This is a genomic window from Serratia sp. CY33802 (assembly GCF_052169095.1).
Classification (GTDB): domain Bacteria; phylum Pseudomonadota; class Gammaproteobacteria; order Enterobacterales; family Enterobacteriaceae; genus Serratia; species Serratia bockelmannii.
This window is the reverse complement of record NZ_JBJNLL010000007.1, coordinates 182276-207122: the sequence shown is the minus strand read 5'-3', so window position 1 is coordinate 207122 and position 24847 is coordinate 182276. Positions and strand designations below refer to the sequence as shown.

Below are 24847 nucleotides of genomic sequence, written 5' to 3'. Positions count from 1 at the left end.
TTTTAATTATTGTTATTAAACAATGAGTTATTTTTTACTTTGCGGAAGTGTGACCGATGGCTCACTTCAACATAGGGGAAATATTGCGGATTTTTATCCCGCTGCAGACAATGAAACGGCGTTCCGTCTTCACCTGATGCGGGCCTTGGGGTAACATGCCCGGCAAAGAGCCTGCTGACTTTGCCGCAGCGCCGGTTGGCGGTTCGACACTGGAGAGATTTTCGCTATGAGCCTGAAAGCCGTCGACGAGAAAGATGACAAGAAAGACAAACCGCTGGGCAGCCAAAGCCTGTTCCGCGGTTTGCAGTTGATTGAGATCCTGAGTAATTTCCCCAACGGATGTCCGCTGGCGCATTTGTCCGAGCTGGCCGGCATGAACAAGAGCACGGTGCACCGCCTGCTGCAGGGGTTGCACACCAGCGGCTATGTGACCCAGGCGCCGTCGCCGGGCAGCTACCGCCTGACCACCAAGTTCATTTCCATCGGCCAGAAGGCGCTGTCGTCACTCAACATCATTCACGTGGCCGCGCCGCATTTGGAACAGCTGAATCTGGAAGTGGGCGAGACGGTCAACTTCTCCAGCCGCGAAGACGACCACGTCATCCTGATCTACAAGCTGGAGCCGACCACCGGCATGATGCGCACCCGCGCCTATATCGGCCAGCATATGCCGCTGTACTGTTCGGCGATGGGTAAAATCTTCATGGCTTACGGCAACGACGATTATCCGGCTCACTACTGGCAGACTCACCAGCAAGAGATTCAGACGCTGACGCGCAATACCATTACCGAGCTGCCGAAGATGTATGAGGAACTGGCCGATATTCGCCAGCGCGGCATGGCGATGGATCGCGAGGAAAACGAGCTGGGGGTCTCCTGCGTGGCGGCACCGGTGTTCGATATTCAACAGCGCGTGCCTTATGCGGTGTCGGTTTCTCTGCCGACCGCCAAGCTGCAGCAGATCGGCGTCAAAAGCCTGATTAAACCGGTGCTGGCCACCGCGCAACGCATCTCTCAGGAGCTGGGGTTCGTCACGCCGATTTAAGTATTAGCGTCTCTGATACTGGATTAGAAACATCAATTTCACCTAATGATCGCTTCCTCGTATGATGCGCGTGTTGACCGACACGCGCCCTCATCCGGCGCCTTTTATCATTCGAGGAATCCCCATGTTAGCCGTCTTCCTGCAGGGCTTTGCCCTGAGCGCCGCCATGATCCTGCCGCTGGGCCCGCAGAACGTATTCGTGATGAACCAGGGCATTCGCCGCCAGTATCATTTGATGATTGCCTCGTTGTGCGCGTTGAGCGATATCGTGCTGATCTGCGCCGGTATTTTCGGCGGCAGCGCATTGCTGACCCGTTCGCCGTTGCTGCTGGCGCTGGTCACCTGGGGCGGGGTGGCGTTTCTGCTGTGGTACGGCTGGGGCGCGTTCCGTTCCGCCTTCAGCCCGCAACCTGCGCAGGCCGCGGCGCAGGAGCTGGCGCAGAGCCGCTGGCGCCTCGTGGTCACCATGCTGGCGGTCACCTGGCTGAACCCGCACGTCTATCTGGATACCTTTGTGGTGCTCGGCAGCCTGGGCGGGCAGCTGACGGCGGACGTGCGTTCCTGGTTCGCGCTTGGCGCGGTCAGCGCGTCGGCGGTGTGGTTCTTCGGGTTGGCGCTGCTGGCCTCCTGGCTGGCGCCGTGGCTGAACACGCAGCGGGCGCAGCGCATCATCAACGCGCTGGTCGGGCTGGTGATGTGGGGCATCGCGCTGCAGCTGGCCTGGCAGGGGGCAAATTTATAAGAATTTGTCACTAATCCGAATTCAAAACGCCGCGCGATATGCTACGTTTGATGCCAGGAAACCGGCGGTTCTCACAGGGAAAAGCCGGCGATCAGAGACAGCCTGTCATTAAGGAGACACTGTGAAGCTAAAAGCATTGGCTATGGCCGCAATGGTCGGATTAGGGACGTTACCGATGGCGCTGCAGGCGGCTGAAGTGCCTGAAGGGCCGCACGTCGTCACCTCCGGCACCGCCAGCGTGGACGCCACGCCGGATATCGCCACCCTGGCGATCGAAGTGAGCGTCTCCTCCAAAGACGCCGCCCAGGCGAAGAAGCAGGTAGACGAGCGCGTGGCGCAGTACTTTGATTTCCTGCAGAAAAACAACATCGAGAAGAAAGACATCAGCGCCGCCAACCTGCGCACCCAGCCGGAATACGATTACCTAAAAACCGGTGAGTCGGTGTTGAAGGGCTACCGGGCGGTGCGCCAGGTGCAGGTGACTCTGCGTCAGCTGGACAAGCTGAACGAGCTGCTGGACGGCGCGCTGAAATCCGGCCTGAACGAGATCCGCGCGGTGGAGCTGGGCGTCGCCAAGCCGGACGTGTATCGCGAGCAGGCGCGGCAAAAAGCGATCGAGAACGCGACTCAACAGGCAGAATCCCTGGCCAAAGGCTTCCACGCCAAGCTGGGGCCGGTGTACAGCATTCGCTACCGGGTCGCCAACTACCAGCCGATGCCGGTGGCGCGGATGTATAAAGCGGCCGGTGCGGCGGCGGAAAGCGACGCGGCGCAAACCTATGAACAGCAAAGCATTCACTTCGACGATCAGGTGGACGTGGTGTTCGAGCTGCAGCGTAACGCCGCGCAGTAAGGTTATCGTATTGAAGAAAAGGTTCGCTGCGGCGAACCTTTTTTCGTTTTAATCCTGACGCAGCACCAGATGACCGTGTTCCAGCAGCGCGTCGGTCACTTTGCGCATCATGCGGCTTTCCGGCGCGAAACGGTGCCAGTACAGCATGCGGCGCTGGTATAGCCCGGGCGTCAGATCGATCAGTTCACCGGATGCCAGCTCCTTTTCGATCTGCAGATGCGGGATCATACAGCAGGTGGTGCCCTGACGCGCCAGCTGCACGAAGGCTTCCGATGAGTTCACGATGTGGCAGGGCACGCTGCCCGGCGACAGATCGAAGTTCTGCTGCAGGAATGCCTGATGCATGTCGTCGAGATGATCGAAGGCCACCGCCGGCGCTTTCAGCAGCGCGGAGCGGGTGACGCCGTTCGGGAAATAGCGCTCGGCGAAGCCGCGGGAGGCCACGAACAGGTAGTCCAGCGCCCCCAGCCGATCCACCAGGCAGCTCGGCAGCGGCTGCGGCTGAATACTCACCGCGCCCACCACCTCACCGCGGCGCAGCCGCTCCTGGGTGCGGGTTTCATCTTCCACCTGCAGATTCAGGCGAATGGGGGAGTCCGCCAGCACCGGCTTCAGCGCCGGCAGCAGCCAGGTTGCCAGACTGTCGGCGTTGACCGCCAGCGACAGCAGCAGCGGCGTATCGACGCCGGTGTCATTGCCGAGCCACTCTTCCTCCAGCAGCTCCACCTGATGCAGCAGCGCCAGCAGCTTTTGCCCTTGTTCGGTCGGGCGCGGCGGCACGGTACGAACCAGCAGCGGTTGGCCGAACAGGTTTTCCAGCTGTTTGATGCGTTGGGATACCGCCGATTGCGTGATACAGAGTTTTTGCGCGGCGCGCTCGAAGCCGCGCTCACGGATCACCGCGTCCAGCGCTTGCAGCGTACGATAGTCTGGGCGTTTCATCGGAAAGATATCCCTTAAATTAGAATGATACCGGCACTATGCCACATTTTGCGCACGGCGCAGGTGGAAAAATCACGCCCCCAGCTCGCCGCCAAGCGGGTAAAAATGCGGGCTGCGGTAAATAAGTGTGATCCTGCCGGCGTGAAAAATAGCGTTTTACCCTATAATACGCACACGTTTTCGTACAGAGGCAAGGGACATATTATGACGCAGGATGAACTGAAAAAAGCGGTGGGCTGGGCGGCGCTGGAATACGTGACGCCGGGCACCATCGTCGGGGTCGGCACCGGTTCTACCGCCGCCCACTTTATTGACGCGCTGGGCTCCATCAAGCACCAGATCGAAGGCGCGGTGTCCAGCTCAGACGCCTCCACCGCCAAGTTGAAAAGCCTCGGCATCCACGTGTTCGACAGCAACGAAGTGGACTCGCTCGATATCTACGTGGACGGCGCGGACGAAATCAACGGCCATATGCAGATGATCAAGGGCGGCGGCGCGGCGCTGACGCGCGAGAAGATCATCGCCGCCATCGCCAAGAAATTTATCTGCATTGTCGACGCCAGCAAGCAGGTGGACGTGCTGGGCAAGTTCCCGCTGCCGGTGGAAGTGATCCCGATGGCTCGCTCTTACGTGGCGCGCGAGCTGGTGAAACTCGGCGGCCTGCCGGAGTATCGCCAGAACGTGGTGACCGACAACGGCAACGTGATCCTCGATGTGCATAACCTGAGCATCACCGACGCCATCGCGCTGGAGAACAAGATCAACGGCATCGCCGGCGTGGTGACCGTGGGGCTGTTCGCCAACCGCGGCGCGGACGTGGCGCTGGTCGGCACCCCGGAAGGCGTGAAAGTAGTCAAATAAGCCTCTGCCGTCTGTGGCCCGGTAGCGCCGGGCCGCATAATTCTTCGGTTAAAATATCTTTTCTGAAAAACGGCAAATTTGGTGACTTATGTCACATTGTGAAAGCTGACTCCCCAAAGCTTCTGCTGAAAACTTTCCCTATGGCATTTTCTGCCGTAAACCGCCATCAACGCTGCGCCTTGTCCTGCCGGGCAGGCAATCGTTTGTATTGCCGCCCGCGTTATTTTTGTTATGTTGGATGGGAGCTGTGTCGTCACAGCCGCTTCTGAAGTCTGAACATAGGGTCGGGTAAATGGCAAAAGTATCATTGGAGAAAGACAGGATTAAATTCCTGTTGGTGGAAGGGGTTCATCAGAGCACGGTCGATAATTTACGTGCCGCCGGTTATACCAACATCGAATACCACAAAGGTGCGTTAGACACCGAATCGCTGAAGGCATCCATCCGCGATGCACACTTCGTCGGCATCCGATCGCGTACGCATCTGACCGAAGAGGTGTTCGCCGCCGCAGAAAAACTGGTGGCGGTGGGCTGCTTCTGCATCGGCACCAACCAGGTTGATCTGAAAGCGGCGACCAAACGCGGTATTCCGGTCTTCAACGCCCCCTTCTCCAATACCCGATCCGTGGCCGAAATGGTGCTGGGCGAGCTGCTGTTGATGCTGCGCGGCATTCCGGCCGCCAACGCCAAGGCGCACCGCGGCGTGTGGCACAAATTGGCCGTGGGCTCTTATGAGGCGCGCGGCAAAAAGCTGGGCATCATCGGCTACGGCCATATCGGCACCCAGCTGGGCATTCTGGCCGAAGGGCTGGGCATGAAGGTGTTCTTCTACGATATCGAGAACAAACTGCCGTTAGGCAACGCGCAGCAGGTGCGTCATCTGTCCGATCTGCTCAATATGAGCGACGTGGTGACGCTGCACGTGCCGGAAACGCTGGCCACCAAGAACATGATGGGGGCGGAAGAGCTGGCGCTGATGAAGCCGGGCGCGATTCTGATCAACGCCTCGCGCGGCACCGTGGTGGATATTCCCGCGCTGTGCGACGCGCTGGCCAGCAATCACCTGGCGGGCGCGGCGATCGACGTCTTCCCGGAAGAGCCGGCGACCAACAGCGATCCGTTCAACTCGCCGCTGTGCGAGTTCGATAACGTGCTGCTGACGCCGCACATCGGCGGTTCCACGCAGGAAGCGCAGGAGAACATCGGCGACGAAGTGGCCGGCAAGCTGGCGAAATACTCCGACAACGGTTCGACTCTGTCCGCCGTCAACTTCCCAGAAGTGTCGCTGCCGGCGCATGGTCCGAACGCCAGCCGCCTGCTGCACATCCACGAAAACCGTCCGGGCGTGCTGACGCAGATTAACCAGATCTTCGCCGAAGAGGGAGTTAACATCGCCGCGCAGTATCTGCAAACCGGGCCGGAAATCGGCTACGTGGTGATCGACATCGAAGCGGAAACCGCGCGCGCTGACGCCGCGCTGCAGCGTATGAAGGCCATCGACGGCACCATTCGCGCCCGTCTGCTGTTCTGATTCGGCGGCTTGCCGCAACGAAAAAGGCCGGAGCGATCCGGCCTTTTCTATTTGGGCTCGTGCCACGCCCAGCTGCAGAGCGGGGTGAGGATTTCCGGCAGCGGGATATCCCAGTGCTCGGTCGGCAGGTGCTCCACCTGCTGGCAATCATGGGCCAGGCCGATGGGATAGGGGCCGCCGCTGCGCCAGTTTTGCAGGGTGCGATCGTAAAAACCGCCGCCCATGCCCAGACGCTGTCCGGTATGATCGAATGCCACCAGCGGCGTCAGCACCACCTCCAGTTCGCCCAGCGGTAACACCTGGCGCACATCGAGCCGCGGCTCGAGAATATTGAAGCGGTTGCGCACCAGCGGTGTTTCCGGCGCATAGCGCAGAAACAGCAGGTGTCCTGAACTGAACGGATGCAGTACCGGCAGGTAAACCTGTTTGCCGAGCGTCCACAGTTGCTCGATCAGCGGCCCGGTGTCGAGTTCGCCGTCAAACGACAGGAAGACCGCGATGTTGTGCGCGGCCTGAATACGTGTGTGCGCGGCGAGGCGTTCGGCTATTTTGTCTGCGGCAAAGCGTTGCTGGCCCGGCGTAAGCTCGCGCCGACGTTGGCGAATGAGTTGACGAATGGCTTGGCGCTGCTGCGCGAATTGAGGGTGAAAAGGCATCGTATCAGGCTTGCTCAGTGTGGCGTTCAGCACACATAAACCGCTGAGAAGGGGAATCTCCGAGATGCCGTCGCAGGCTGTAACCCTTGAACCCATGGTTCAAGGTGAACGTGCCGTCGCAATCTTAAGGCTTCTCGGCGCACCGAGCGTGCTCACCGATCGCGGAGCAACACATTCTGTTTGTACTAAATATCGGCTCAGGGGACTGGCCCGCTGGCGAACATCTCAGAGAAATTTTGTACTCGTTGCTGAAACTTTGATTTCAACAACTTAAGTTATTCGAATTGTGCATCCTGACGTTCAGAGATGCGACCTTGTTCAAGCAGCGCTTGTTCAATGGTCTGCTGCAGCATCCGTATGCGTTGTTCCATATTGGACGCATAGTCACGGGTTTTCAACCGTTCTTGAGCAAGTTCGTGACAGACGTTCAATGCCGCGATGAAAACCAGTTGCTCAGTATTGGAGACTCTAGTGCGAACTTTAAGATCTTGCAACCGTTGGTTAAGATCGTCCGCCGCCATATTCAACGCATCTTGTTGTTCTGGCGGGCAATTGACTCTTAACGAGCGGCCAAAAATTTGAATATCTACCGGTTGTGCAGACATGCCACCTTCCTGCCTAAATTTCGCGCCAGCCTTGTCCGCCCTGGCCGGGCCGTCAAAGCGGGCGCCACTATATATACCTCGGTACCAAGATACAACCCCTTTTTCAGTACCTGGTTGTAATCTACTGTGGCGCACATTGCCAGTCAAAAAAGGGTTTCAAAATGCGTATTTACCGCACTTTCGTCACCCGCCGGCGCTGTGTGAAACCTGCCACATCGCGATTATAACTAGCCACTGAGGTGTCGCGCTTATCTGGTATAGCGACGGACCTTGGTGGTAGCATAACACGAACTTATCCTGCCAACGATGACGAATGCGCATGTCTATACAGAATACATTTCCAAGTTACCAATCTTTGACCGTGGCCCTCAACCAGCAGTCGGTGGCGCTGACCGCGGCAGAAATGCACGGCCTGATCAGCGGCCTGCTGTGTGGCGGCAGCCGTGACGCCGGCTGGCAGGCGCTGGTGCACGATCTGACCAACGAAGGCGTCGCCTTCCCGCAGGCGCTTAGCCAACCGCTGCAGCAGCTGTATGAAGTGACGCGTGACACGCTGGAAGATGACGAATTCCTGTTCCAACTGATGCTGCCTGAAGGGGAGATCGTCAGCGTGTTCGATCGCGCCGACGCGCTGGGCGGTTGGGTCAACCACTTCCTGCTCGGGCTGGGCATGATGCAGCCGAAGCTGGCTCAGGTGAAAGACGAGGTCGGTGAAGCGATCGACGATCTGCGCAACATCGCGCAGCTGGGCTACGACGAAGACGAAGATCAGGAAGAATTGGAACAGTCGTTGGAAGAAGTGGCGGAGTATGTGCGGGTTGCCGCCATCATGTGCCACGGCGAATTCACCCGTCAAAAACCGACGGCGCCGGAAAATATCAAACCGACGTTGCACTAAATGTTCTATCGCCCCTCCGCCGGCGGTGCGGATGGCATGATTTCAGGAGAAGGTAATGACTCAGCAGGAATTCAACAACCGCCGCCAGGCGCTGTTGGCGAAAATGGCGCCGGCCAGCGCGGCGGTTATTTTCTCTGCGCCGGAAACGACGCGCAGTGCAGATTCAGACTATCCCTATCGGCAGAACAGCGATTTTTGGTACCTGACCGGCTTCAATGAGCCGGAAGCGGTGCTGGTGCTGATTAAAAGCGACGAAACGCACAACCACAGCGTGTTGTTCAACCGGGTGCGCGATCTGACGGCGGAAATCTGGTTTGGCCGCCGCCTGGGGCAAGACGCCGCGCCGGCGAAGCTGGGCGTGGATCGCGCGCTGCCGTTCGATGAAATCAATGACCAGCTGCACCTGCTGCTCAACGGCCTGGACGTGGTCTACCACGCGCAGGGCGAATACGCCTATGCCGATCAGATCCTGTTCGGCGCGCTGGACAAGCTGCGCAAGGGGTTCCGCCAGAGCCTGCAGGCGCCGGCCACCGTTACCGACTGGCGGCCGTGGCTGCATGACATGCGGCTGTTCAAGTCGCCGGAAGAGCTGGCGGTGATGCGCCGCGCCGGTGAGATCAGCGCGTTGGCGCATACCCGCGCGATGGAAAAATGCCGCCCGGGCATGTTCGAATACCAGCTGGAAGCGGAAATTCATCATGAATTCACCCGCCTCGGCGCCCGTTACCCGTCTTACAACACCATCGTCGGCAGCGGCGAAAACGGCTGTATCCTGCACTACACCGAGAACGAGAGCCAGATGCGCGACGGCGATCTGGTGCTGATCGACGCCGGTTGCGAGTACCAGGGGTACGCCGGCGACATCACCCGCACCTTCCCGGTCAACGGCAAGTTCAGCCGGCCGCAGCGCGCGGTGTACGACATTGTGCTGGCGTCGCTGCAGCGCGCTTTGGAACTGTTCAAACCCGGCACCAGCATTCGCGAAGTCAATGACGAAGTGGTGCGCATCATGGTGGTCGGGCTGGTGGAGCTGGGCGTATTGAAAGGTGAAGTCGACTCGCTGATCGCCGAGCAGGCGCACCGTCAGTTCTTCATGCACGGGCTGAGCCACTGGCTGGGTCTCGATGTGCACGACGTTGGCCACTACGGCACGCCGAGCCGCGATCGGCTGCTGGAGCCGGGCATGGTGCTGACCGTGGAGCCGGGGCTGTACATTGCGCCGGATGCGGACGTGCCGGCGGAGTACCGCGGCATCGGCATCCGCATCGAGGACGACATCGTGATCACCGCCGACGGCAATGAAAACCTGACCGCCACCGTGGTGAAAGACGCCGATGCCATCGAGGCCTTGATGGCGGCGGCAAGGTCGTAGCATGAGCGTTATTATCGTTGGCGGCGGTATGGCGGGCGCGACGTTGGCGCTGGCCATTTCGTCGCTCACTCAGGGAAGAATGGCGGTGGATCTGGTCGAGGCGACCCGGCCGGATGACCGCAGCCACCCAGGTTTTGACGCCCGCGCCATCGCATTGGCGCAGGGTACCTGCCAACAGCTGGCGCGCATCGGCGTTTGGCCGGCGCTGCGCGATTGCGCTACGCCGATCACTCAGGTGCACGTCAGCGATCGCGGGCACGCCGGCTTCGTGAATCTGCAGGCGCAAGATTATCAGGTCGATGCGCTCGGCCAGGTGATCGAACTGCACGACGCCGGGCAGCGGCTGTTCGCGCTGCTGGCCAAGGCGCCGGGTGTCACGCTGCACTGCCCGGCGCGGGTGGTGGACGTGATCCGCACCGCAGAGCGGGCGGAGGTGCTGCTGGACAACGGCCAGCGTCTGCGCGGGCAGCTGCTGGTGGCGGCCGACGGTTCGCGCTCTGCGCTGGCGCAGGCCTGCAACGTGCAGTGGCGGCAGGAGGACTATCCGCAGTTCGCCACCATCGCCAACGTCACCACGGCGGAAGATCCGCAGGGGCGCGCCTTTGAGCGCTTTACCCGCTATGGGCCGCTGGCGCTGTTGCCGATGTCGCAGGGGCGCAGTTCACTGGTGTGGTGCCATGCGCGTGAAGATCGCGCCCAGGTGGATGCCTGGGACGACGAGCGCTTTATCGCCGAGCTGCAACAGGCTTTCGGCTGGCGGCTGGGGCGTATCCTCAAGGCCGGTAAACGGCACAGTTATCCACTCGGGCTGCTGACCGCCGATCGCCATGTCAGCCACCGGCTGGCGCTGGTGGGCAACGCGGCGCAAACGCTGCATCCTATCGCCGGGCAGGGGTTCAACCTTGGCCTGCGCGACGTGATGTCGCTGGCGGAAACGCTGGCGGAAGCGGCAGACAGCGGCGAAGACGCCGGCGGTTACGCACTGCTGAGCCGTTATCAGCAGCGGCGGCAAAACGATCAACAGGCGACGATCGGCGTGACCGACGGGTTGATTCATCTGTTCGCCAACCGTTATGGCCCGCTGGTGATTGGCCGCAATCTGGGGCTGATGGCGATGGAACGTTTGCCGGCGATACGCGATGCCTTCGCCAAGCGTACGCTGGGCTGGGTGGAACGTTAGAGACATGGTCGGGCGCTTTAACGCGCCCAAAGCGCGGCGCGGCAAGGCGTCGCGCGTTATTTAAGGAAATCGAGCAGCATGCAATCATTTGACGTGATTATCGCCGGTGGCGGTATGGTGGGGCTGGCGTTGGCCTGCGGCCTGCAGGGCAGCGGGCTGCGCGTGGCGGTGCTGGAGCAGCGCCAGCCGGAGATGGCGCCGCCGTCGGAACAGCCGGCCCTGCGCGTCTCCGCCATCAATGCCGCCAGCGAGCGTTTGCTGCAGCACATCGGCGTGTGGGACGACATTCTCCAGCTGCGCGCCAGCGCCTACAATGCGATGGAAGTGTGGGATCGCGACAGCTTCGGCAAGATTGCTTTCCGCGGCGACGAGTGCGGCTTCAGCCATCTCGGCCACATCATCGAAAATTCGGTGATCCAGCAGGCGCTGTGGAAACGCGCCGAAAGCCTGTCGGACATCACGCTGATTACCCCGGCCGCGCTCAAGCAGGTAGCATGGGGCGAAAATGACGCCTTCGTCACGCTGGAGGACGGGCGCATGCTGACCGCCCGGTTGGTGATCGGCGCCGACGGCGCCCAGTCGTGGCTGCGCCAGCATGCCGATATCCCGCTCACCTTCTGGGATTACCGTCACCACGCGCTGGTGGCCACCGTTCGCACCGAAGAACCGCATCAGGCGACGGCGCGGCAAATTTTCCACGGCGACGGCATTCTGGCGTTCCTGCCGTTCAGCGATCCGCATTTGAGCTCTATCGTCTGGTCGGTGACGCCGGAAGAAGCCGAACGGCTCAAACGGCTGGAACCGGAGCAATTCAACCGCGAACTGGCGATGACCTTCGACATGCGCCTGGGGGCTTGCAGCCTGGAAAGCGAACGGCTGGCGTTCCCGTTGACCGGCCGCTATGCGCGCAGCTTCGCCGCGCACCGCCTGGCGCTGGTGGGAGATGCGGCGCATACCGTGCACCCGCTTGCCGGGCAGGGCGTGAACCTGGGCTTTATGGATGCCGCCGAGCTGATTTCCGAACTGCGCCGCCTGCAGCGGCAGGGCAAGGATATCGGCCAGCACCTCTATCTGCGCCGCTATGAGCGCCGCCGCAAACATGGCGCGGCGGTGATGCTGGCCAGCATGCAGGGTTTCCGCGAACTGTTTGACGGCAACCACCCGGCCAAAAAGCTGCTGCGCGACGTGGGCCTGCGGCTGGCGGACAGCCTGCCGGGCGTCAAGCCTAAGCTGGTGCGTCAGGCGATGGGCCTGAACGATCTGCCCGAGTGGCTTGCCTGATCCCTTCCTTCTGCGGGCCCGCACCGGGCTCGCGCTTCTCGCCTTATTCCATCGCTTTTCCTTATATAACCCTTCATTTGAAATAATCTAATTTCAGCCGCTTTTTATCATTACTTTTTCTAATTCCATGTTCGGTTATCAAAAGTCGGGATCCCATGCGCGGCCATCTGTTTGTTATATAACTTCGGCGTTTTACCGCTTTAATTGTTAATTTTGTGCCTTAAGGCGCATTTTTCCAGTGAAAAACTCTGCACACTACCCCGGCATTTTACCGCCCGGGAACGGCGATGAGCCTATTTTAACTTATGGTTAATGTGGTCGTTCGATGATAAGTTCGAGGGAAAGGTATCGTTTGCGTCACGGCGGTTACACGCAGTTTCCGCCCGTCCCGGCGCAGCATTTGTGTTGAGCAGTCAGTGCGCCATGGCGATCGGGCCGCGAGCCAGGCTCCGCCGCATTGCGTGGCAGCACCCTAACTTCTAGCGACGAGTGGAAAGAGGGAAAAGATGGCAAAGCAAACCCCACTGTACGACCAGCACGTGGCGTGCGGTGCGCGCATGGTAGACTTTCACGGCTGGATGATGCCGCTGCACTACGGCTCGCAGCTCGATGAGCACCACGCGGTGCGTCAGGATGCCGGCATGTTCGACGTGTCTCACATGACCATTGTAGATCTGCACGGCGCCCGCACCCGCGAGTTCCTGCGCTACCTGCTGGCGAACGACGTCGCCAAACTGACCCAACCCGGCAAAGCGCTGTACACCGGCATGCTGAATGCCTCCGGCGGCGTGATCGACGACCTGATCGTTTATTTCCTCACTGAAGACTATTTCCGCCTGGTGGTGAACTCCGCCACCCGCGACAAAGACCTGGCCTGGATCGAAGAGCACGCCGCGCCGTATGGCGTCGCGCTGACGGTGCGCGACGATCTGGCGCTGATCGCAGTGCAGGGCCCGCAGGCCAAAGAGCGTGCCGGCACCCTGTTCACCCCGGAACAAAAAAGCGCGGTCGAGGGCATGAAGCCATTCTTCGGCGTGCAGGCCGGCGAGCTGTTCATCGCCACTACCGGTTACACCGGCGAGGCCGGCTATGAGATCGCGCTGCCGAAAGAGCAGGCGGCGGATTTCTGGCAAAAATTGCTGGCCGCGGGTGTCAAGCCGGCCGGTCTGGGCGCGCGCGACACGCTGCGTCTGGAAGCGGGCATGAACCTCTACGGGCAAGAGATGGATGAAGGCGTTTCGCCGCTGGCCGCCAACATGGGCTGGACCATCGCCTGGCAGCCGGAAGATCGCCGTTTCATCGGCCGCGAAGCGCTGGAGCAACAGCGCGAGCAGGGCACCGAGCAACTGGTCGGCTTGATCATGACGGAAAAAGGCGTATTACGTAATGAGCTGCCGGTGCGTTTCACCGACGCGGCGGGGCAAACCCACGAAGGCGTGATCACCAGCGGCTCGTTCTCTCCGACGCTGGGCTTCAGCATCGCGCTGGCGCGCGTGCCGGCAGGCATCGGCGAGCAGGCTATCGTGCAGATCCGCAACCGTGAAATGCCGGTCAAAGTGACCAAGCCCGGTTTCGTTCGCGCCGGCAAGCCGCTGACAAATTGATTTTTTATTGATTGATTCTTTTATTTCTTCGAAGGAGTAACCGGCGATGAGCAATGTGCCAACAGAATTGAAATACGCATCCTCCCACGAGTGGGTTCGTGCAGAAGGTAACGGCGTTTACACCGTAGGCATCACCGAACACGCGCAGGAACTGCTGGGCGATATGGTGTTTGTCGATCTGCCGGAAGTGGGCCGCAGCGTCGCCGCCGGTGAAGATTGCGCCGTGGCGGAATCCGTCAAGGCGGCGTCGGACATTTACGCGCCAATCAGCGGCGAAATCGTGGCGGTGAACGGCGAGCTGGAAAGCTCCCCGGAGCTGGTGAACAGCGAACCTTACGGTGACGGCTTCCTGTTCCAGATTAAAGCCTCCGACGAAGGCGAGCTGGCGAACCTGCTGGACGCCGCGGCTTATCAGGCCTCGATCGACGAGTAATCGTGACCGCGCCCCAGGCCTCTCGGCCGGGGCGTTTTAGTTACCGTTCAAGCTATATCCCGTATCACGCAAGCATTCAGGAATTTGTAGCAATGACTCAGACACTCAGCCAACTCGAACACAGCGAAGCGTTCATCGAACGCCACATCGGCTCTTCTGCGGAACAACGCCAGGAGTTGCTGGCAGCGGTGGGCGCTCGCTCGCTCAGCGCGCTGATCCAACAGATCGTGCCGGCGGATATTCAGCTGCCGGGGCCGCCGCCGGTCGGCGACGCGGCGACCGAACACCAGGCGCTGGCTGAGCTGAAGGCGATCGCCTCGCAAAATCAGCGCTACAAATCCTATATCGGCATGGGCTACAGCGCCGTGCTGACGCCGCCGGTGATCCTGCGCAACATGCTGGAAAACCCGGGCTGGTACACCGCTTATACCCCTTATCAGCCGGAAGTGTCGCAGGGCCGCCTGGAAGCGCTGCTGAACTTCCAGACCGTGACCCTCGATCTGACCGGCCTGGATCTGGCTTCCGCATCGCTGTTGGATGAAGCGACCGCCGCCGCCGAAGCGATGGCGTTGGCCAAACGCGCCAGCAAGCTGAAAGACGCCAACCGCTTCTTTGTGGCTGACGACGTGCATCCGCAGACGCTGGACGTGGTGCGCACCCGCGCCGAAACCTTCGGCTTCGACGTCATCGTCGATAAAGCGGAAAAAGTGCTGGAGCTGGACGGCGTGTTCGGCGTGTTGCTGCAGCAGGTGGGCACCACCGGTGAACTGCACGACTACAGCGCGCTGCTGGCCGAACTGAAATCGCGCAAAATCATCACCAGCGTGGCCGCCGACATCATGGCCCTGGTGCTGCTGACCGCGCCGGGCAAGCAGGGCGCCGACGTGGTGTTCGGCTCCGCGCAGCGCTTCGGCGTGCCGATGGGCTACGGCGGCCCGCACGCCGCCTTCTTCGCCTGCCGCGACGAGTTCAAGCGTTCGATGCCGGGCCGCATCATCGGCGTTTCCCGCGATGCCGCCGGCAACACCGCGCTGCGTATGGCGATGCAGACCCGCGAGCAGCATATCCGCCGCGAGAAGGCCAACTCGAATATCTGTACCTCGCAGGTGCTGTTGGCCAACATCGCCAGCCTGTACGCGGTGTACCATGGCCCGCAAGGGCTGCAGCGCATCGCCGGGCGTATCCACCGCCTGACCGACATTCTGGCCGCCGGGCTGCAGAAGGCCGGCCTGACGCTGCGTCATAACACTTGGTTCGACACCCTGACCGTTGAAGTGAAAGACAAGGCTGCCGTGCTGGAACGTGCGCTGAGCTTCGGCATCAACCTGCGTACCGACATTCACGGCGCCGTGGGCATCACGCTGGATGAAGCCACCTCGCGTGAAGACGTGCAAACGCTGTTCGCACTGCTGGCCGGCGACAACCACGGCCTGGACATCGACGCGCTGGACGCGGCTGTGAGCAAGAACAGCGCATCGATCCCGGCCGCCATGTTGCGCCAGGACCCGATCCTGACCCACCCGGTATTCAACCGCTATCACAGCGAAACCGAGATGATGCGCTACATGCATCGCTTGGAGCGTAAGGATCTGGCGCTGAACCAGGCAATGATCCCGCTGGGCTCTTGCACCATGAAATTGAACGCTGCGGCGGAAATGATCCCGATCACCTGGCCTGAATTCTCCGAACTGCACCCGTTCTGCCCGCCGGAGCAGGCTGCCGGTTACCAACAGATGATCGGCCAACTGTCTCAGTGGCTGGTGCAGCTGACCGGCTATGACGCGGTGTGCATGCAGCCGAACTCCGGCGCGCAGGGCGAATACGCCGGCCTGCTGGCGATCCGTCGCTACCACGAAAGCCGCAACGAAGCGGGCCGCCACGTCTGCCTGATCCCGAGCTCGGCGCACGGCACCAACCCGGCCTCTGCCCAAATGGCGGGCATGAGCGTGGTGGTGGTCGCCTGTGACAAGAACGGCAACATCGATCTGCACGATCTGCGCGTCAAGGCGGAGCAGGCAGGTGAAGAACTCTCTTGCATCATGGTGACCTACCCGTCGACCCACGGCGTGTATGAAGAAACCATCCGTGAAGTGTGCCAGATAGTGCATCAGTTCGGCGGTCAGGTATATCTGGACGGCGCCAACATGAACGCCCAGGTGGGCATCACCACGCCAGGCTACATCGGTGCGGACGTTTCGCACCTCAACCTGCATAAAACCTTCTGCATCCCGCACGGCGGCGGCGGCCCGGGCATGGGCCCTATCGGCGTGAAAGCGCACCTGGCGCCGTTCGTACCGGGCCACAGTGTCGTGCAGATCGACGGCGTAACCACCCAGCAGGGCGCGGTCTCCGCGGCGCCGTTCGGCAGCGCCTCCATCCTGCCGATCAGCTGGATGTACATCCGCATGATGGGCGCGGAAGGCCTGAAGCAGGCCAGCCAGATGGCAATCCTGAATGCCAACTACATCGCAACTCGTCTGAAAGACGCGTATCCGATCCTGTATACCGGCCGCGATCACCGCGTGGCGCACGAATGTATCCTCGATATTCGTCCGCTGAAGGAAGAGACCGGCATCAGCGAAATGGACATCGCCAAGCGCCTGATCGACTTCGGCTTCCACGCGCCGACCATGTCGTTCCCGGTAGCGGGCACGCTGATGGTCGAGCCGACCGAGTCGGAAAGCAAAGTGGAGCTGGATCGCTTTATCGATGCGATGCTGGCGATCCGCAGCGAGATCGACCGCGTCGCCAAAGGCGAATGGCCGCTGGAAGACAACCCGCTGGTGAATGCGCCGCACGTGCAGGCGGAGCTGGTCAACGACTGGCAGCACCCGTACAGCCGCGAGCTGGCGGTGTTCCCGGTGGCCGGCGTGCGCGAGAACAAGTACTGGCCGAGCGTTAAGCGTCTGGACGACGTGTACGGCGACCGTAACCTGTTCTGCTCTTGCGTGCCGATGAGCGATTACGAATAACACGTTCGGCAAAGTTTGTGTTTGGGGGACACCGCATCATGCGGTGTCCCTTTTTATTTTATAGCGGCCTATTCTTTCCTGTACGTTCCCACGATTTAAGGAGTCACCATGCAAGCGGCAATCGTAACAGCGCTGGGGCAAGCCCCGGTTTTCGGCACTTTTGAGGAGCCCCAGGCGCAGGCGAATGAAGTGCCGATCGACGTTCTGGCGGCCGGCATCAAACAGCTGGATCGCGCCACCGTCGCCGGCACCCACTATTCCAGCCCGAAGCAATTGCCAATTGTGCCCGGTACCGACGGCGTGGGCCGTACGGCGGACGGAAAACGGGTGTACTTTGCCTCCTTCCGCCGTCCTTACGGTGCGATGGCTGAGCGCAGCGTCGCGTCATGGACGGTGCCGGTACCGGAGGCGGTGGATGACGCCACGGCGGCAGCGCTGATCAATCCGGCCTTCGCCGCCTGGCTGCCGTTGCGCTGGCGAGCGGATCTGCAGCCCGGTGAAACGGTGCTGATCATCGGCGCCACCGGCACCTCAGGCAAACTGGCGGTTGCCGCGGCGCGTCAGGCAGGGGCTGGGCGTATCGTTGCCGCCGGCCGTCGGCTGAGCGTGCTGGAGGCATTGGGCGTGGATGCCACGGTGGATCTGAGCCTGCAGGGCGAGGCGCTGACGCAGGCCTTCGCGGCAGCGGCGGGGCCGGGCGGTTATCAGGTGATCGTCGATTACATCTGGGGGCCGGCGACCGAAGCGCTGCTCGCAACGCTCAATAATCACGATCTCTCGTCTTACGCCGGCGGACGCGGCATTCGCCTGGTCAACGTCGGTTCGATGGCCGCGCCGGACATCCGGCTGCCGGCGGCGGTGCTGCGCAGCAACCAGCTGCAGATCCTCGGCAGCGGCACCGGCAACTTCCCGCCGATCCCGGAGATGCAGCGCTACGCGGCCGAGATTTTGGCGCTGGCGGCGACCGGAGCGCTCACTATCGAGACGCAGGAGCACGCGTTGGCGGAGATCGCCGAGGTGTGGGATCTGAACAAGAAAAGCGACGTGCGTTCGGTGATGCGCATCGCCCGTTAACCCCGGCCGCTAGCGGCAAGGGCAGACCAGATGAATGTCTTCCGGCTCACGGGCGAACAATTCGGTATCCGGTTGTTCGATGAGCCGGCAACCCTGCGCCAGATAGAAGTCTACGGTGCTTTTGTTGGGAATGGAGGAGACATACAGCCCGGCGGCGCCGTCTTGCGCCGCCTGACGCAGGCAGAGCTGGAACAGCTGCCTGCCTAACCCCTGGCCGCGTTTGTGCGCGCTGACGTAAAAGAACAGCAGCTGGCGCAGATCCCGCTGTGGGCCGCGCGGTTCGGTGTCCAGCGCCGCCGCCGCCACGATCTCCTCGCCTTCGAACAGCGCGAAGAATGTCCCGCCGCGATCGAAGCAGGCTTCGTGGATCGGCGTATAGGTTTCCCGATCGTGCGGATCCCAGCCGCGCACGTCGTAGTAGTCCGGGTAGGCTTGCAGCTTGCCGTCCTGCAGGCGATACAGAGTGTCGATAATTTCGCTGCGGTCGATATCCCATAGCCGGTCGAGTTGCTGCCGTTGCAGCAGAACAGGGGCGATCATGGTCGTTGTTAACTCTCAGTCTGTGGCCGGTAACTTTCCGGCAAATCGATGATGAAGCCGATGCCGCGATCGTCAAGGCCTTCGGTGACGCGCAGCTGCGCGCCGATTTTGTCGGCCAGGTTTCGGGCGATGGCCAAGCCGAGCCCGCTGCCGGTTTGCTGCGTGCCGGGCACGCGGTAAAAGCGCTCAAACAGGCGGGAACGGTGTTCTTCGCTCACCCCCGGGCCGTTGTCGCGCAACGTAATATAGCAGCCGAGCGGCGCCAGCGAGCGGATATTGGCTTCGATACGGCTGCCGGGGGGCGCGTACTTGAGCGCATTGTCCAGCAGGTTGGTGAAGATGGCGATCAGCGCATGGCGATCGGTACTCACCACCACGTCCTCGCTGCCGTCGAGCGAGAGTTCCACATCCTTTTCCAGCGCATAGGGGACGTGCTGCGCGATGCATTTGCCGATCTCTGCGTAGATGTCCACCGCCTCAATTTTCAGTGGAAAATCTTCCGCCTCCAGCTTGGCCAGGTTGATCAGCTGGCGCGACAGCGATGCCGCGCGATCTAGCCCTTGCTGCATGTCGCCGATGATCTCCCGGCGCTCCTGCTGCTCGCCGACCTGGGTCAGCAGGTGCAGCTGTGCCAGCACGGCGGCGATCGGCGTGCGCAGCTCGTGCGCCGCATCGGCCATAAAGCGCTTCTCGCGCTGATTGGCGGCGTCGATGCGCGCCATCAGCTTGTTGACCTCCACCACCACCGGCCGGATTTCCTGATACTGCTCGCTGACGTTGATCGGCGACAGGTTGCCAGGCTGGCGATCGGAGATGGTGCGGGCGATCTGGCGCAGCGGCCGCAGGCTGAAATAGGCGGTGAACAGCAAGGTAACGATGATGGCTGCCAGAATGCCCAGCAGCGGTACGGCGGTGCTCTCCGCCGGGTTGCCGAACAGCGTGGTGCGATCGTTGAACGATTCGCCGACGATCACCCGGTACTGGTGCTTTTCGCTCCAGCTGCCGGCGAGATGCCAGTTGGCACCGGCGTAATTGACGGAGCCGGACAGCACCGAAGGCGGCAGGCGCAGCGGTTCTCCCTGCGTTTGCGAACTGTAAAGCACCCGGCTGTCCCGATCGTAAACCACAAACAGCGGGTGATAGTCGATTTCATCCTGCATGCCGTTATTGATGGAATCAATGTACATGCCTTCAATGGTCTTGATGATGCCGCGGTAATCGATATTGTCAGTGCCGGTTTCGTCGAGAATATTGGCGATGCCTGCAGCGACGATGCGTTGCTGGTTATCGAAATATTTCTCCATGTCGGGGTAATACCAATATTTCACCCAGGCGACGAGGATCCCCCACAATAATAAAATGGCCAGCACCTGAAAAATAATGGTACGCATAAAGAAGGATTTGAAACCGATCATTCCGCTACTCTTTCTTCAGCAAATAGCCAATGCCGCGTACGGTAATCACTCTTTCTTTACCGATTTTGCGCCGTAAATTATGCATGTGCACTTCCAGCGAGTTACTTTCCACGCTGTCGCCGTGGCCGAACAGCCGCTGTTCCAACACCGCTTTGCGCACCACGGTGCCGGCGCAGCGCATCAGTTCGTGCAGCAGGTGATACTCTTTTTTCGACAGCATCAGCAGTTCGTTATCCAGCATGACCTGATGGTTGACCGGATCGAGATACAGCGCGCCGAGGCTCCAGGTTTGAGAAGCGAAGCCCGCCATGCGCCGGTTAACCGCTTTGACGCGCGAGATGAGTTCGGGCAGCGCAAAGGGTTTGGCCAGAAAGTCGTCCGCGCCGGAGTCGAGGCTGTTCACCAAGCTTTCGATGCGGTCGCGAGCGGTCAGGATGATGATCGGAATATTTTGCCCGGCGGCGCGCCAGGCGATCAGCTTCTGCAAACCGTCGCCGTCCGGCAGCGTGAGATCCAACAGCATCAAATCGAACCCGCCGGGTGAAAGTTTATTTTCCGCGTCGGTGAGCAGGCGCACCCAGCACAAATTAAAGCCGGCCAGCTCCAATGCGCGGCACAGCGCCTTGCCTAATTGCAGGTCGTCTTCCACCAACAGTATGTTCACGTTATTTCCGCTGAGAGCCTTGAGTCGCGCTTATCTAACTATAACGCTGACGGGAAGACAACGGGGAAAACCGCTTTGCCTGCGCGTTCTTAAGCAAACCTTAATCTGGCTTTAATCTCGCGTTAAGGGAGCGGGGGGGAATTTCAGTTATTTTGCTGCCATTCGAAATTATGGCTGGGGGAGCGAAACATGCAGACTGAAGGTTTCCCGAACGCGGGCGCCCCGCGGCGGCTGATGTATGTAGGCGTGGCGACGCTGCTCGTTCTGTTGCTGTTGTCTTTTCGCGGCGATGCGCAGAGCCATAGCCACGGCGGCCATCATGCTTCCGCTTTGCAGCGGGTGCATCAGGCGGCGGCGACGGATGCTTACGGCTGCGCCAAGTCGCGCATTAAAAAGCAGCTGCGCCGCCTGGCTCAGCTTTGAAGCGGTTTTTAGGGAGCCGTTCTATACTCTGACGGGCATACGGGGCGCCTGCGCGCAGGCCGCTGTGTTGATATCGCTAACCAGAGAAAAAACAGTATGACGAAAGTGGCATTGGTGACCGGCGCAAGCCGGGGGATTGGCCGCGCGACCGCCTTGCTGCTGGCCCGGCAGGGCTATGCGGTGGGTGTGAATTACCTGCGTGACGAAAATGCGGCGCGCCAAGTGGTGGCGGAGATCGAGGCGCAGGGCGGTAAGGCGCTGGCGCTGCAGGCCGATGTGGCCGATGAAGCGCAGGTGATGGCGATGTTCAGGGCGCTGGATGCCGGGCTGGGCACGCTCAGCGCGCTGGTCAACAACGCCGGCATTCTGTTCCAGCAGGCGAACATTGAACAGTTGACCGCCGAGCGCATCAATCAGGTGCTCGGCACCAACGTCACCGGTTACTTCCTGTGTTGCCGCGAGGCGGTGAAACGCATGGCGCAGCGTCATGGCGGGCAGGGCGGCGCTATCGTCAATGTGTCTTCCGCCGCGTCCCGGTTGGGGGCCGCGGGGGAATACGTCGATTACGCCGCCTCGAAAGGCGCCGTCGATACCCTGACCATCGGGTTATCGCGCGAGGTGGCGGCGCAGGGCATCCGCGTCAACGGCGTACGGCCCGGATTCATCTATACCGAGATGCACGCCAGCGGCGGCGAGCCCGGCCGGGTGGATCGCGTGAAGGACAGTTTACCGATGCAGCGCGGCGGGCAGCCGCAGGAAGTGGCGGAGGCGATCGCTTGGCTGCTGTCTGACGCTGCGTCTTACGTGACCGGTACTTTTATCGAGGCAGCAGGCGGGCGTTGAATGCATGAGGGGGTTTTTGACATCCCGTCGTGTGGAGTGTATTTTGATTAAATAACAATCAAAATGTAGTTACAAAAATGTATGTTTATTTTGAATGGAATCAGGATAAAAATCACAGCAACCAGCGTAAACACCGTGTCAGTTTTGAGATAGCGCAACGGGTTTTTCTGGATCCCAACCATTTGGCTGTGCTGGAAAGGATCGAGGATGGAGAAGAACGTTGGCAAACGATCGGTATGGTCGGATCCTGTTTGCTGTTGCTGGTGGCACATACGACGATCGAAACGGATGTCGAAGGCGATACCGTCGAGATCGTGCGTATCATTTCAGCACGCAAGGCCGATGCCAAAGAGAGGGGAAGATATGAAGCGCAAAAATTCCGCCAAAAATCTGGCCCATAGCGTACTCCCGCCGTTGACGGAGGAGCAGAAAGCGCAAATTGCTTCACTGAATGCGTTGCCGGACGAGGACATCGATTATGCCGATGCGCCGGCGCTGGGGGAAGAAACGTGGCAGACTGCGGTTCAGGGGCGTTTTTATAAGCCGATGAAAGTATCAAAAACCATCCGAATCGATGCGGATGTGTTGGCCTGGCTTCAGCGGCCAGGCAAAGGCTATCAGAAACGCCTGAACGCCGTGTTGCGTGAGGCGATGTTGAAAGAGCATGAGCACGAAGAATAATGTGTGTCAGGCGGCTAACGATCCGGTGAGATTCTCACCGGATTTTTTTTTGCAGTTTTTCAGGTAAAGCCTACCAGCATTAGCTGCCGCTTAGCAGCGCTCGGTCAAAACCACACAAACGGTCATTAACGGTCATGCTGCGGAACGTGGAATTGTGACCGTTTACCGTTTCTCTCCTGTCTGCCTCAGGCGCTCGCGCATCATAACTGTCTGTTACTCCACACTTTCGTAATTATTCATTTCATTTCCTTCCCGATTTTTTTGACAACTATCACAGCGCGATCGTTGACCGACCGCGGGGCGATGCGCTTTGCGTCTGCGCGCAAAACGCGGCGCGGCAAATCGATATCGTAATCATCGTCGTGGAGGAGAAAAGAAACATGCTGCCTGTAGAACGTCATCGCTTTATTACCGAAGTCTTGAGCCAGCGCGGCCGCGTGATGGTGCAGGAGGTGGCGCAGCTGTGCCACATCTCTATCGAGACGGCGCGGCGTGATCTGGCCCTGCTGGAACGGCGCGGCCTGCTGCTGCGCAGCCACGGCGGCGCGGTGTTCGTCGAGCCGCCGGCGGTGGAAAAAACCTATGTGCCTGCCGAGATAGATCAGGGGGAGTCCTTCCGCCAGCGCAGCAATGAGTCGCCGGAGCAGAAGACGCGCATCGCCAAACGCGCGCTGGAGTTTATCGCGCCCGGGGATTGCCTGCTGCTGGACAGCAGCTCCACCAGCTGGTTTTTGGCGCGCCAGCTGCCGGATATCTCGCTGGTGGTGCTGACCAACTCGCTGCACATCATCCAGACGCTGGCCTGCAAGGCCAACGTGCGCACCATCGGGCTGGGGGGCGAGTATTCCGCCAAGTACGAGGATTTTATCGGCGTGCTGGCGGAGCAGATGCTGAAAGAGTTCGTGATCAACAAGCTGTTTTTCTCCTGCCACGGCATTTGCCAGGACGGCGGCATCCGCGAGAGCAATGAGCACCATGCGCGGCTGAAGCAACAGATGCTGCTGGCCTCGGAGCGCAAGTTCCTGCTGGTGGACAGCAACAAGTTCGGCCGCCGCTCGTTCGCTCGCATTTGCCATTACCGGGAAATAGATACGCTGATCACCGACAGGCTTGGCGACGACGAGTTTCGTCAGGAATTGGCCTGGAATAACGTCGACGTGATTGAAGTTTCAGCCGCCGCGAAAAGGGCGGCGCGATAACAACAACGAAAACCTTTTATTACAGCCAACACTTGTGGAGAGAGAACAATGAAAAAATCCGTACTGGTCGGTCTGTTTGCCTCGCTGCTGCTGTCGGTCTCCGCGCAGGCGGCGGACAAGCTGAAAATGGGCGTGGTGGTGAAGATCGGCGGCATTCCCTGGTTCAACGCCATGGAGGCCGGTATCAAAAGCGAGAGCGCCAAACGCGGCATCGACGCCTGGATGGTCGGGCCGACGGCGGCGGATCCGGCGCTGCAGGTGCGCGCCATCGAGGATCTGATCGCGCAGAAGGTGGACATTATCGGCGTGGTGCCGAACGACGCCCGGGTGCTGGAGCCGGTGCTCAAGCGCGCGCAGGAAGCGGGCATCAAGGTGATCGTGCACGAATCCCCCGGCCAGAAGTACGCCGACTGGGATTTTGAGCTGGTGGACGCCTCGCAGCACGGGGTCAACCACATGAAAGCGCTGGCCGCCTGCATGAAAGAGCAGGGCAAGTATGCGGTGTATGTCGGCAGCCTGACGGTGCCGCTGCACATCACCTGGTCGGACTCGGCCATCAACTACCAGAAGCAGCACTACCCGAACATGCAGCTGGTGGGCGACAAGTTCGGCGTGGGGGAATCGCTGGATGACAGTGTGCGCACCACCAACGATCTGATGGCCAAATATCCCGATCTGAAAGGCGTGCTGGCGTTCGGTTCGCAGGGGCCGATCGGCGCCGGGCGCGCGGTGCTCAACCGCGGCAAAAGCAACGATATCTGCGTCATTGGGCCGTTCAGCCCAGGCCAGGGCGCTTCGCTGGTCAATCGCGGCGCCATCAAGGGCGGTTATATCTGGAATCCGATGGTGGCCGGCGAAGTGTTCGTGCGCATCGCCGACATGATGCACAAAGGAGAAAAAATCACCGATGGCATGACCATCGAGGGCATGGGCAAGGTGCAGGTGGATGCGCAGCAGCACACTATTCTCGGCAACGCCACCGAAAGCCTGGATAAGCAAAACCTGCCGAAGCTGGTGAAAATGGGGCTGTAAT

The 24847-nt window shown here is 60.5% G+C and carries 25 protein-coding genes and 1 other RNA gene; 19 read left to right on the top strand and 7 right to left on the bottom strand.

Going from position 1 to position 24847, the window contains the following annotated elements:
• Positions 1 to 226: 226 nt before the first annotated feature.
• The 3 genes from ACJ8HA_RS19745 (at position 227) to ACJ8HA_RS19735 (ending at position 2640) form a co-directional block, all read left to right on the top strand.
• A complete protein-coding gene (locus ACJ8HA_RS19745) occupies positions 227 to 1045 on the top strand; it encodes an IclR family transcriptional regulator (protein WP_025304160.1) in 819 nt (272 codons plus the stop codon).
• 124 nt (positions 1046 to 1169) lie between these two features.
• Positions 1170 to 1787 carry an arginine exporter ArgO gene (gene argO, locus ACJ8HA_RS19740; protein ID WP_025304159.1) on the top strand — a complete coding sequence of 206 codons (618 nt, stop codon included), beginning with the start codon at positions 1170 to 1172 and terminating at the stop codon, positions 1785 to 1787.
• A 121-nt stretch (positions 1788 to 1908) separates the two neighbouring features.
• Positions 1909 to 2640: an oxidative stress defense protein gene (locus tag ACJ8HA_RS19735; protein ID WP_025160209.1), complete on the top strand. Its 732-nt coding sequence runs from the start codon at positions 1909 to 1911 to the stop codon at positions 2638 to 2640.
• 48 nt (positions 2641 to 2688) lie between these two features.
• Here ACJ8HA_RS19735 and ACJ8HA_RS19730 read toward each other — a convergent pair whose 3' ends face one another.
• On the bottom strand, positions 2689 to 3582 hold the full coding sequence (locus tag ACJ8HA_RS19730; RefSeq protein WP_025304158.1) for a LysR family transcriptional regulator ArgP: 894 nt from the start codon (positions 3580 to 3582) through the stop codon (positions 2689 to 2691).
• Between the two features lie 204 nt (positions 3583 to 3786).
• On the opposite strand from ACJ8HA_RS19730, the gene rpiA reads away from it, so the two are divergent.
• Together rpiA and serA are read left to right on the top strand one after the other, a co-directional pair.
• On the top strand, positions 3787 to 4443 hold the full coding sequence (gene rpiA, locus ACJ8HA_RS19725; RefSeq protein ID WP_025304157.1) for a ribose-5-phosphate isomerase RpiA: 657 nt from the start codon (positions 3787 to 3789) through the stop codon (positions 4441 to 4443).
• A 292-nt stretch (positions 4444 to 4735) separates the two neighbouring features.
• On the top strand, positions 4736 to 5974 hold the full coding sequence (gene serA / locus ACJ8HA_RS19720; protein WP_025304156.1) for a phosphoglycerate dehydrogenase: 1239 nt from the start codon (positions 4736 to 4738) through the stop codon (positions 5972 to 5974).
• A gap of 47 nt (positions 5975 to 6021) precedes the next feature.
• Here serA and ACJ8HA_RS19715 read toward each other — a convergent pair whose 3' ends face one another.
• The 3 genes from ACJ8HA_RS19715 to zapA form a co-directional block, all read right to left on the bottom strand.
• Positions 6022 to 6630, bottom strand: coding sequence for a 5-formyltetrahydrofolate cyclo-ligase (locus ACJ8HA_RS19715; RefSeq protein ID WP_442515460.1), 609 nt, complete (start codon positions 6628 to 6630; stop codon positions 6022 to 6024).
• A 52-nt stretch (positions 6631 to 6682) separates the two neighbouring features.
• Positions 6683 to 6865: non-coding RNA, 6S RNA (gene ssrS, locus ACJ8HA_RS19710), on the bottom strand.
• A gap of 40 nt (positions 6866 to 6905) precedes the next feature.
• The gene (gene zapA / locus ACJ8HA_RS19705) at positions 6906 to 7235 is read right to left on the bottom strand and encodes a cell division protein ZapA (RefSeq protein WP_004931621.1); all 330 of its coding nucleotides are present in this window, start codon (positions 7233 to 7235) and stop codon (positions 6906 to 6908) included.
• Positions 7236 to 7554: 319 nt separating this feature from the next.
• Here zapA and ACJ8HA_RS19700 point away from each other — a divergent pair, with 319 nt between their 5' ends.
• The 8 genes from ACJ8HA_RS19700 to ACJ8HA_RS19665 all read left to right on the top strand — a co-directional run bounded on the left by ACJ8HA_RS19700 (position 7555) and on the right by ACJ8HA_RS19665 (position 18049).
• Positions 7555 to 8133 (top strand): YecA/YgfB family protein, encoded by a 579-nt coding sequence (locus tag ACJ8HA_RS19700; RefSeq protein WP_025304154.1) that lies wholly within the window; start codon positions 7555 to 7557, stop codon positions 8131 to 8133.
• A gap of 55 nt (positions 8134 to 8188) precedes the next feature.
• Complete coding sequence (pepP, locus tag ACJ8HA_RS19695; protein WP_025304153.1) at positions 8189 to 9505, top strand: Xaa-Pro aminopeptidase; 1317 nt, start codon at positions 8189 to 8191, stop codon at positions 9503 to 9505.
• 1 nt (position 9506) lies between these two features.
• Positions 9507 to 10685 carry a 2-octaprenyl-6-methoxyphenyl hydroxylase gene (gene ubiH / locus ACJ8HA_RS19690; protein ID WP_049206143.1) on the top strand — a complete coding sequence of 393 codons (1179 nt, stop codon included), beginning with the start codon at positions 9507 to 9509 and terminating at the stop codon, positions 10683 to 10685.
• Positions 10686 to 10763: 78 nt separating this feature from the next.
• Positions 10764 to 11966 (top strand): FAD-dependent 2-octaprenylphenol hydroxylase, encoded by a 1203-nt coding sequence (gene ubiI, locus ACJ8HA_RS19685; protein ID WP_025304151.1) that lies wholly within the window; start codon positions 10764 to 10766, stop codon positions 11964 to 11966.
• A 506-nt stretch (positions 11967 to 12472) separates the two neighbouring features.
• Positions 12473 to 13570 carry a glycine cleavage system aminomethyltransferase GcvT gene (gene gcvT, locus ACJ8HA_RS19680; RefSeq protein ID WP_004931631.1) on the top strand — a complete coding sequence of 366 codons (1098 nt, stop codon included), beginning with the start codon at positions 12473 to 12475 and terminating at the stop codon, positions 13568 to 13570.
• Between the two features lie 46 nt (positions 13571 to 13616).
• A complete protein-coding gene (gene gcvH, locus ACJ8HA_RS19675) occupies positions 13617 to 14003 on the top strand; it encodes a glycine cleavage system protein GcvH (RefSeq protein ID WP_025304150.1) in 387 nt (128 codons plus the stop codon).
• A 92-nt stretch (positions 14004 to 14095) separates the two neighbouring features.
• The gene (gene gcvP, locus ACJ8HA_RS19670; protein WP_049296196.1) at positions 14096 to 16975 is read left to right on the top strand and encodes an aminomethyl-transferring glycine dehydrogenase; all 2880 of its coding nucleotides are present in this window, start codon (positions 14096 to 14098) and stop codon (positions 16973 to 16975) included.
• 108 nt (positions 16976 to 17083) lie between these two features.
• On the top strand, positions 17084 to 18049 hold the full coding sequence (locus ACJ8HA_RS19665; protein WP_049206141.1) for a quinone oxidoreductase family protein: 966 nt from the start codon (positions 17084 to 17086) through the stop codon (positions 18047 to 18049).
• 9 nt (positions 18050 to 18058) lie between these two features.
• Here the strand turns inward: ACJ8HA_RS19665 and ACJ8HA_RS19660 are convergent, their stop codons facing one another.
• Genes ACJ8HA_RS19660 through ACJ8HA_RS19650 form a run of 3 tightly spaced genes read right to left on the bottom strand, consistent with a single transcriptional unit; the run spans position 18059 to position 20668 of the window.
• Entirely contained in the window at positions 18059 to 18586 is a 528-nt protein-coding gene (locus tag ACJ8HA_RS19660; RefSeq protein WP_025304147.1) for a GNAT family N-acetyltransferase, read from the bottom strand.
• Positions 18587 to 18597: 11 nt separating this feature from the next.
• A complete protein-coding gene (locus tag ACJ8HA_RS19655; protein WP_043142639.1) occupies positions 18598 to 20004 on the bottom strand; it encodes an ATP-binding protein in 1407 nt (468 codons plus the stop codon).
• A gap of 4 nt (positions 20005 to 20008) precedes the next feature.
• Complete coding sequence (locus ACJ8HA_RS19650; protein WP_025304145.1) at positions 20009 to 20668, bottom strand: response regulator; 660 nt, start codon at positions 20666 to 20668, stop codon at positions 20009 to 20011.
• A gap of 189 nt (positions 20669 to 20857) precedes the next feature.
• Here ACJ8HA_RS19650 and ACJ8HA_RS19645 point away from each other — a divergent pair, with 189 nt between their 5' ends.
• From ACJ8HA_RS19645 to ACJ8HA_RS19620, 6 genes are all read left to right on the top strand, one after another.
• Positions 20858 to 21091, top strand: coding sequence for a hypothetical protein (locus tag ACJ8HA_RS19645; protein ID WP_089196238.1), 234 nt, complete (start codon positions 20858 to 20860; stop codon positions 21089 to 21091).
• 96 nt (positions 21092 to 21187) lie between these two features.
• Complete coding sequence (locus tag ACJ8HA_RS19640; protein WP_025304143.1) at positions 21188 to 21934, top strand: SDR family oxidoreductase; 747 nt, start codon at positions 21188 to 21190, stop codon at positions 21932 to 21934.
• A 77-nt stretch (positions 21935 to 22011) separates the two neighbouring features.
• Positions 22012 to 22335 carry a BrnT family toxin gene (locus tag ACJ8HA_RS19635; RefSeq protein ID WP_071845113.1) on the top strand — a complete coding sequence of 108 codons (324 nt, stop codon included), beginning with the start codon at positions 22012 to 22014 and terminating at the stop codon, positions 22333 to 22335.
• Positions 22298 to 22615 (top strand): BrnA antitoxin family protein, encoded by a 318-nt coding sequence (locus tag ACJ8HA_RS19630; RefSeq protein WP_033639455.1) that lies wholly within the window; start codon positions 22298 to 22300, stop codon positions 22613 to 22615. Before ACJ8HA_RS19635 ends, ACJ8HA_RS19630 begins: the two co-directional genes overlap by 38 nt.
• A 380-nt stretch (positions 22616 to 22995) precedes the next feature.
• On the top strand, positions 22996 to 23814 hold the full coding sequence (locus ACJ8HA_RS19625; RefSeq protein ID WP_164099989.1) for a DeoR/GlpR family DNA-binding transcription regulator: 819 nt from the start codon (positions 22996 to 22998) through the stop codon (positions 23812 to 23814).
• A gap of 48 nt (positions 23815 to 23862) precedes the next feature.
• Positions 23863 to 24846 carry a substrate-binding domain-containing protein gene (locus ACJ8HA_RS19620; RefSeq protein WP_025304134.1) on the top strand — a complete coding sequence of 328 codons (984 nt, stop codon included), beginning with the start codon at positions 23863 to 23865 and terminating at the stop codon, positions 24844 to 24846.
• The last annotated feature ends 1 nt before the right edge of the window (position 24847 follow it).

Excerpts from the sequence above, each read along its gene's own strand:
- ACJ8HA_RS19745 (WP_025304160.1), top strand. The coding sequence starts at position 227 with ATGAGCCTGAAAGCCGTCGACGAGAAAGATGACAAGAAAGACAAACCG.
- argO (WP_025304159.1), top strand. The coding sequence starts at position 1,170 with ATGTTAGCCGTCTTCCTGCAGGGCTTTGCCCTGAGCGCCGCCATGATC.
- ACJ8HA_RS19730 (WP_025304158.1), bottom strand. The coding sequence starts at position 3,582 with ATGAAACGCCCAGACTATCGTACGCTGCAAGCGCTGGACGCGGTGATC.
- rpiA (WP_025304157.1), top strand. The coding sequence starts at position 3,787 with ATGACGCAGGATGAACTGAAAAAAGCGGTGGGCTGGGCGGCGCTGGAA.
- serA (WP_025304156.1), top strand. The coding sequence starts at position 4,736 with ATGGCAAAAGTATCATTGGAGAAAGACAGGATTAAATTCCTGTTGGTG.
- ACJ8HA_RS19715 (WP_442515460.1), bottom strand. The coding sequence starts at position 6,630 with ATGCCTTTTCACCCTCAATTCGCGCAGCAGCGCCAAGCCATTCGTCAA.
- zapA (WP_004931621.1), bottom strand. The coding sequence starts at position 7,235 with ATGTCTGCACAACCGGTAGATATTCAAATTTTTGGCCGCTCGTTAAGA.
- ACJ8HA_RS19700 (WP_025304154.1), top strand. The coding sequence starts at position 7,555 with ATGTCTATACAGAATACATTTCCAAGTTACCAATCTTTGACCGTGGCC.
- pepP (WP_025304153.1), top strand. The coding sequence starts at position 8,189 with ATGACTCAGCAGGAATTCAACAACCGCCGCCAGGCGCTGTTGGCGAAA.
- ubiH (WP_049206143.1), top strand. The coding sequence starts at position 9,507 with ATGAGCGTTATTATCGTTGGCGGCGGTATGGCGGGCGCGACGTTGGCG.
- ubiI (WP_025304151.1), top strand. The coding sequence starts at position 10,764 with ATGCAATCATTTGACGTGATTATCGCCGGTGGCGGTATGGTGGGGCTG.
- gcvT (WP_004931631.1), top strand. The coding sequence starts at position 12,473 with ATGGCAAAGCAAACCCCACTGTACGACCAGCACGTGGCGTGCGGTGCG.
- gcvH (WP_025304150.1), top strand. The coding sequence starts at position 13,617 with ATGAGCAATGTGCCAACAGAATTGAAATACGCATCCTCCCACGAGTGG.
- gcvP (WP_049296196.1), top strand. The coding sequence starts at position 14,096 with ATGACTCAGACACTCAGCCAACTCGAACACAGCGAAGCGTTCATCGAA.
- ACJ8HA_RS19665 (WP_049206141.1), top strand. The coding sequence starts at position 17,084 with ATGCAAGCGGCAATCGTAACAGCGCTGGGGCAAGCCCCGGTTTTCGGC.
- ACJ8HA_RS19655 (WP_043142639.1), bottom strand. The coding sequence starts at position 20,004 with ATGATCGGTTTCAAATCCTTCTTTATGCGTACCATTATTTTTCAGGTG.
- ACJ8HA_RS19645 (WP_089196238.1), top strand. The coding sequence starts at position 20,858 with ATGCAGACTGAAGGTTTCCCGAACGCGGGCGCCCCGCGGCGGCTGATG.
- ACJ8HA_RS19640 (WP_025304143.1), top strand. The coding sequence starts at position 21,188 with ATGACGAAAGTGGCATTGGTGACCGGCGCAAGCCGGGGGATTGGCCGC.
- ACJ8HA_RS19635 (WP_071845113.1), top strand. The coding sequence starts at position 22,012 with ATGTATGTTTATTTTGAATGGAATCAGGATAAAAATCACAGCAACCAG.
- ACJ8HA_RS19630 (WP_033639455.1), top strand. The coding sequence starts at position 22,298 with ATGAAGCGCAAAAATTCCGCCAAAAATCTGGCCCATAGCGTACTCCCG.
- ACJ8HA_RS19625 (WP_164099989.1), top strand. The coding sequence starts at position 22,996 with ATGCTGCCTGTAGAACGTCATCGCTTTATTACCGAAGTCTTGAGCCAG.
- ACJ8HA_RS19620 (WP_025304134.1), top strand. The coding sequence starts at position 23,863 with ATGAAAAAATCCGTACTGGTCGGTCTGTTTGCCTCGCTGCTGCTGTCG.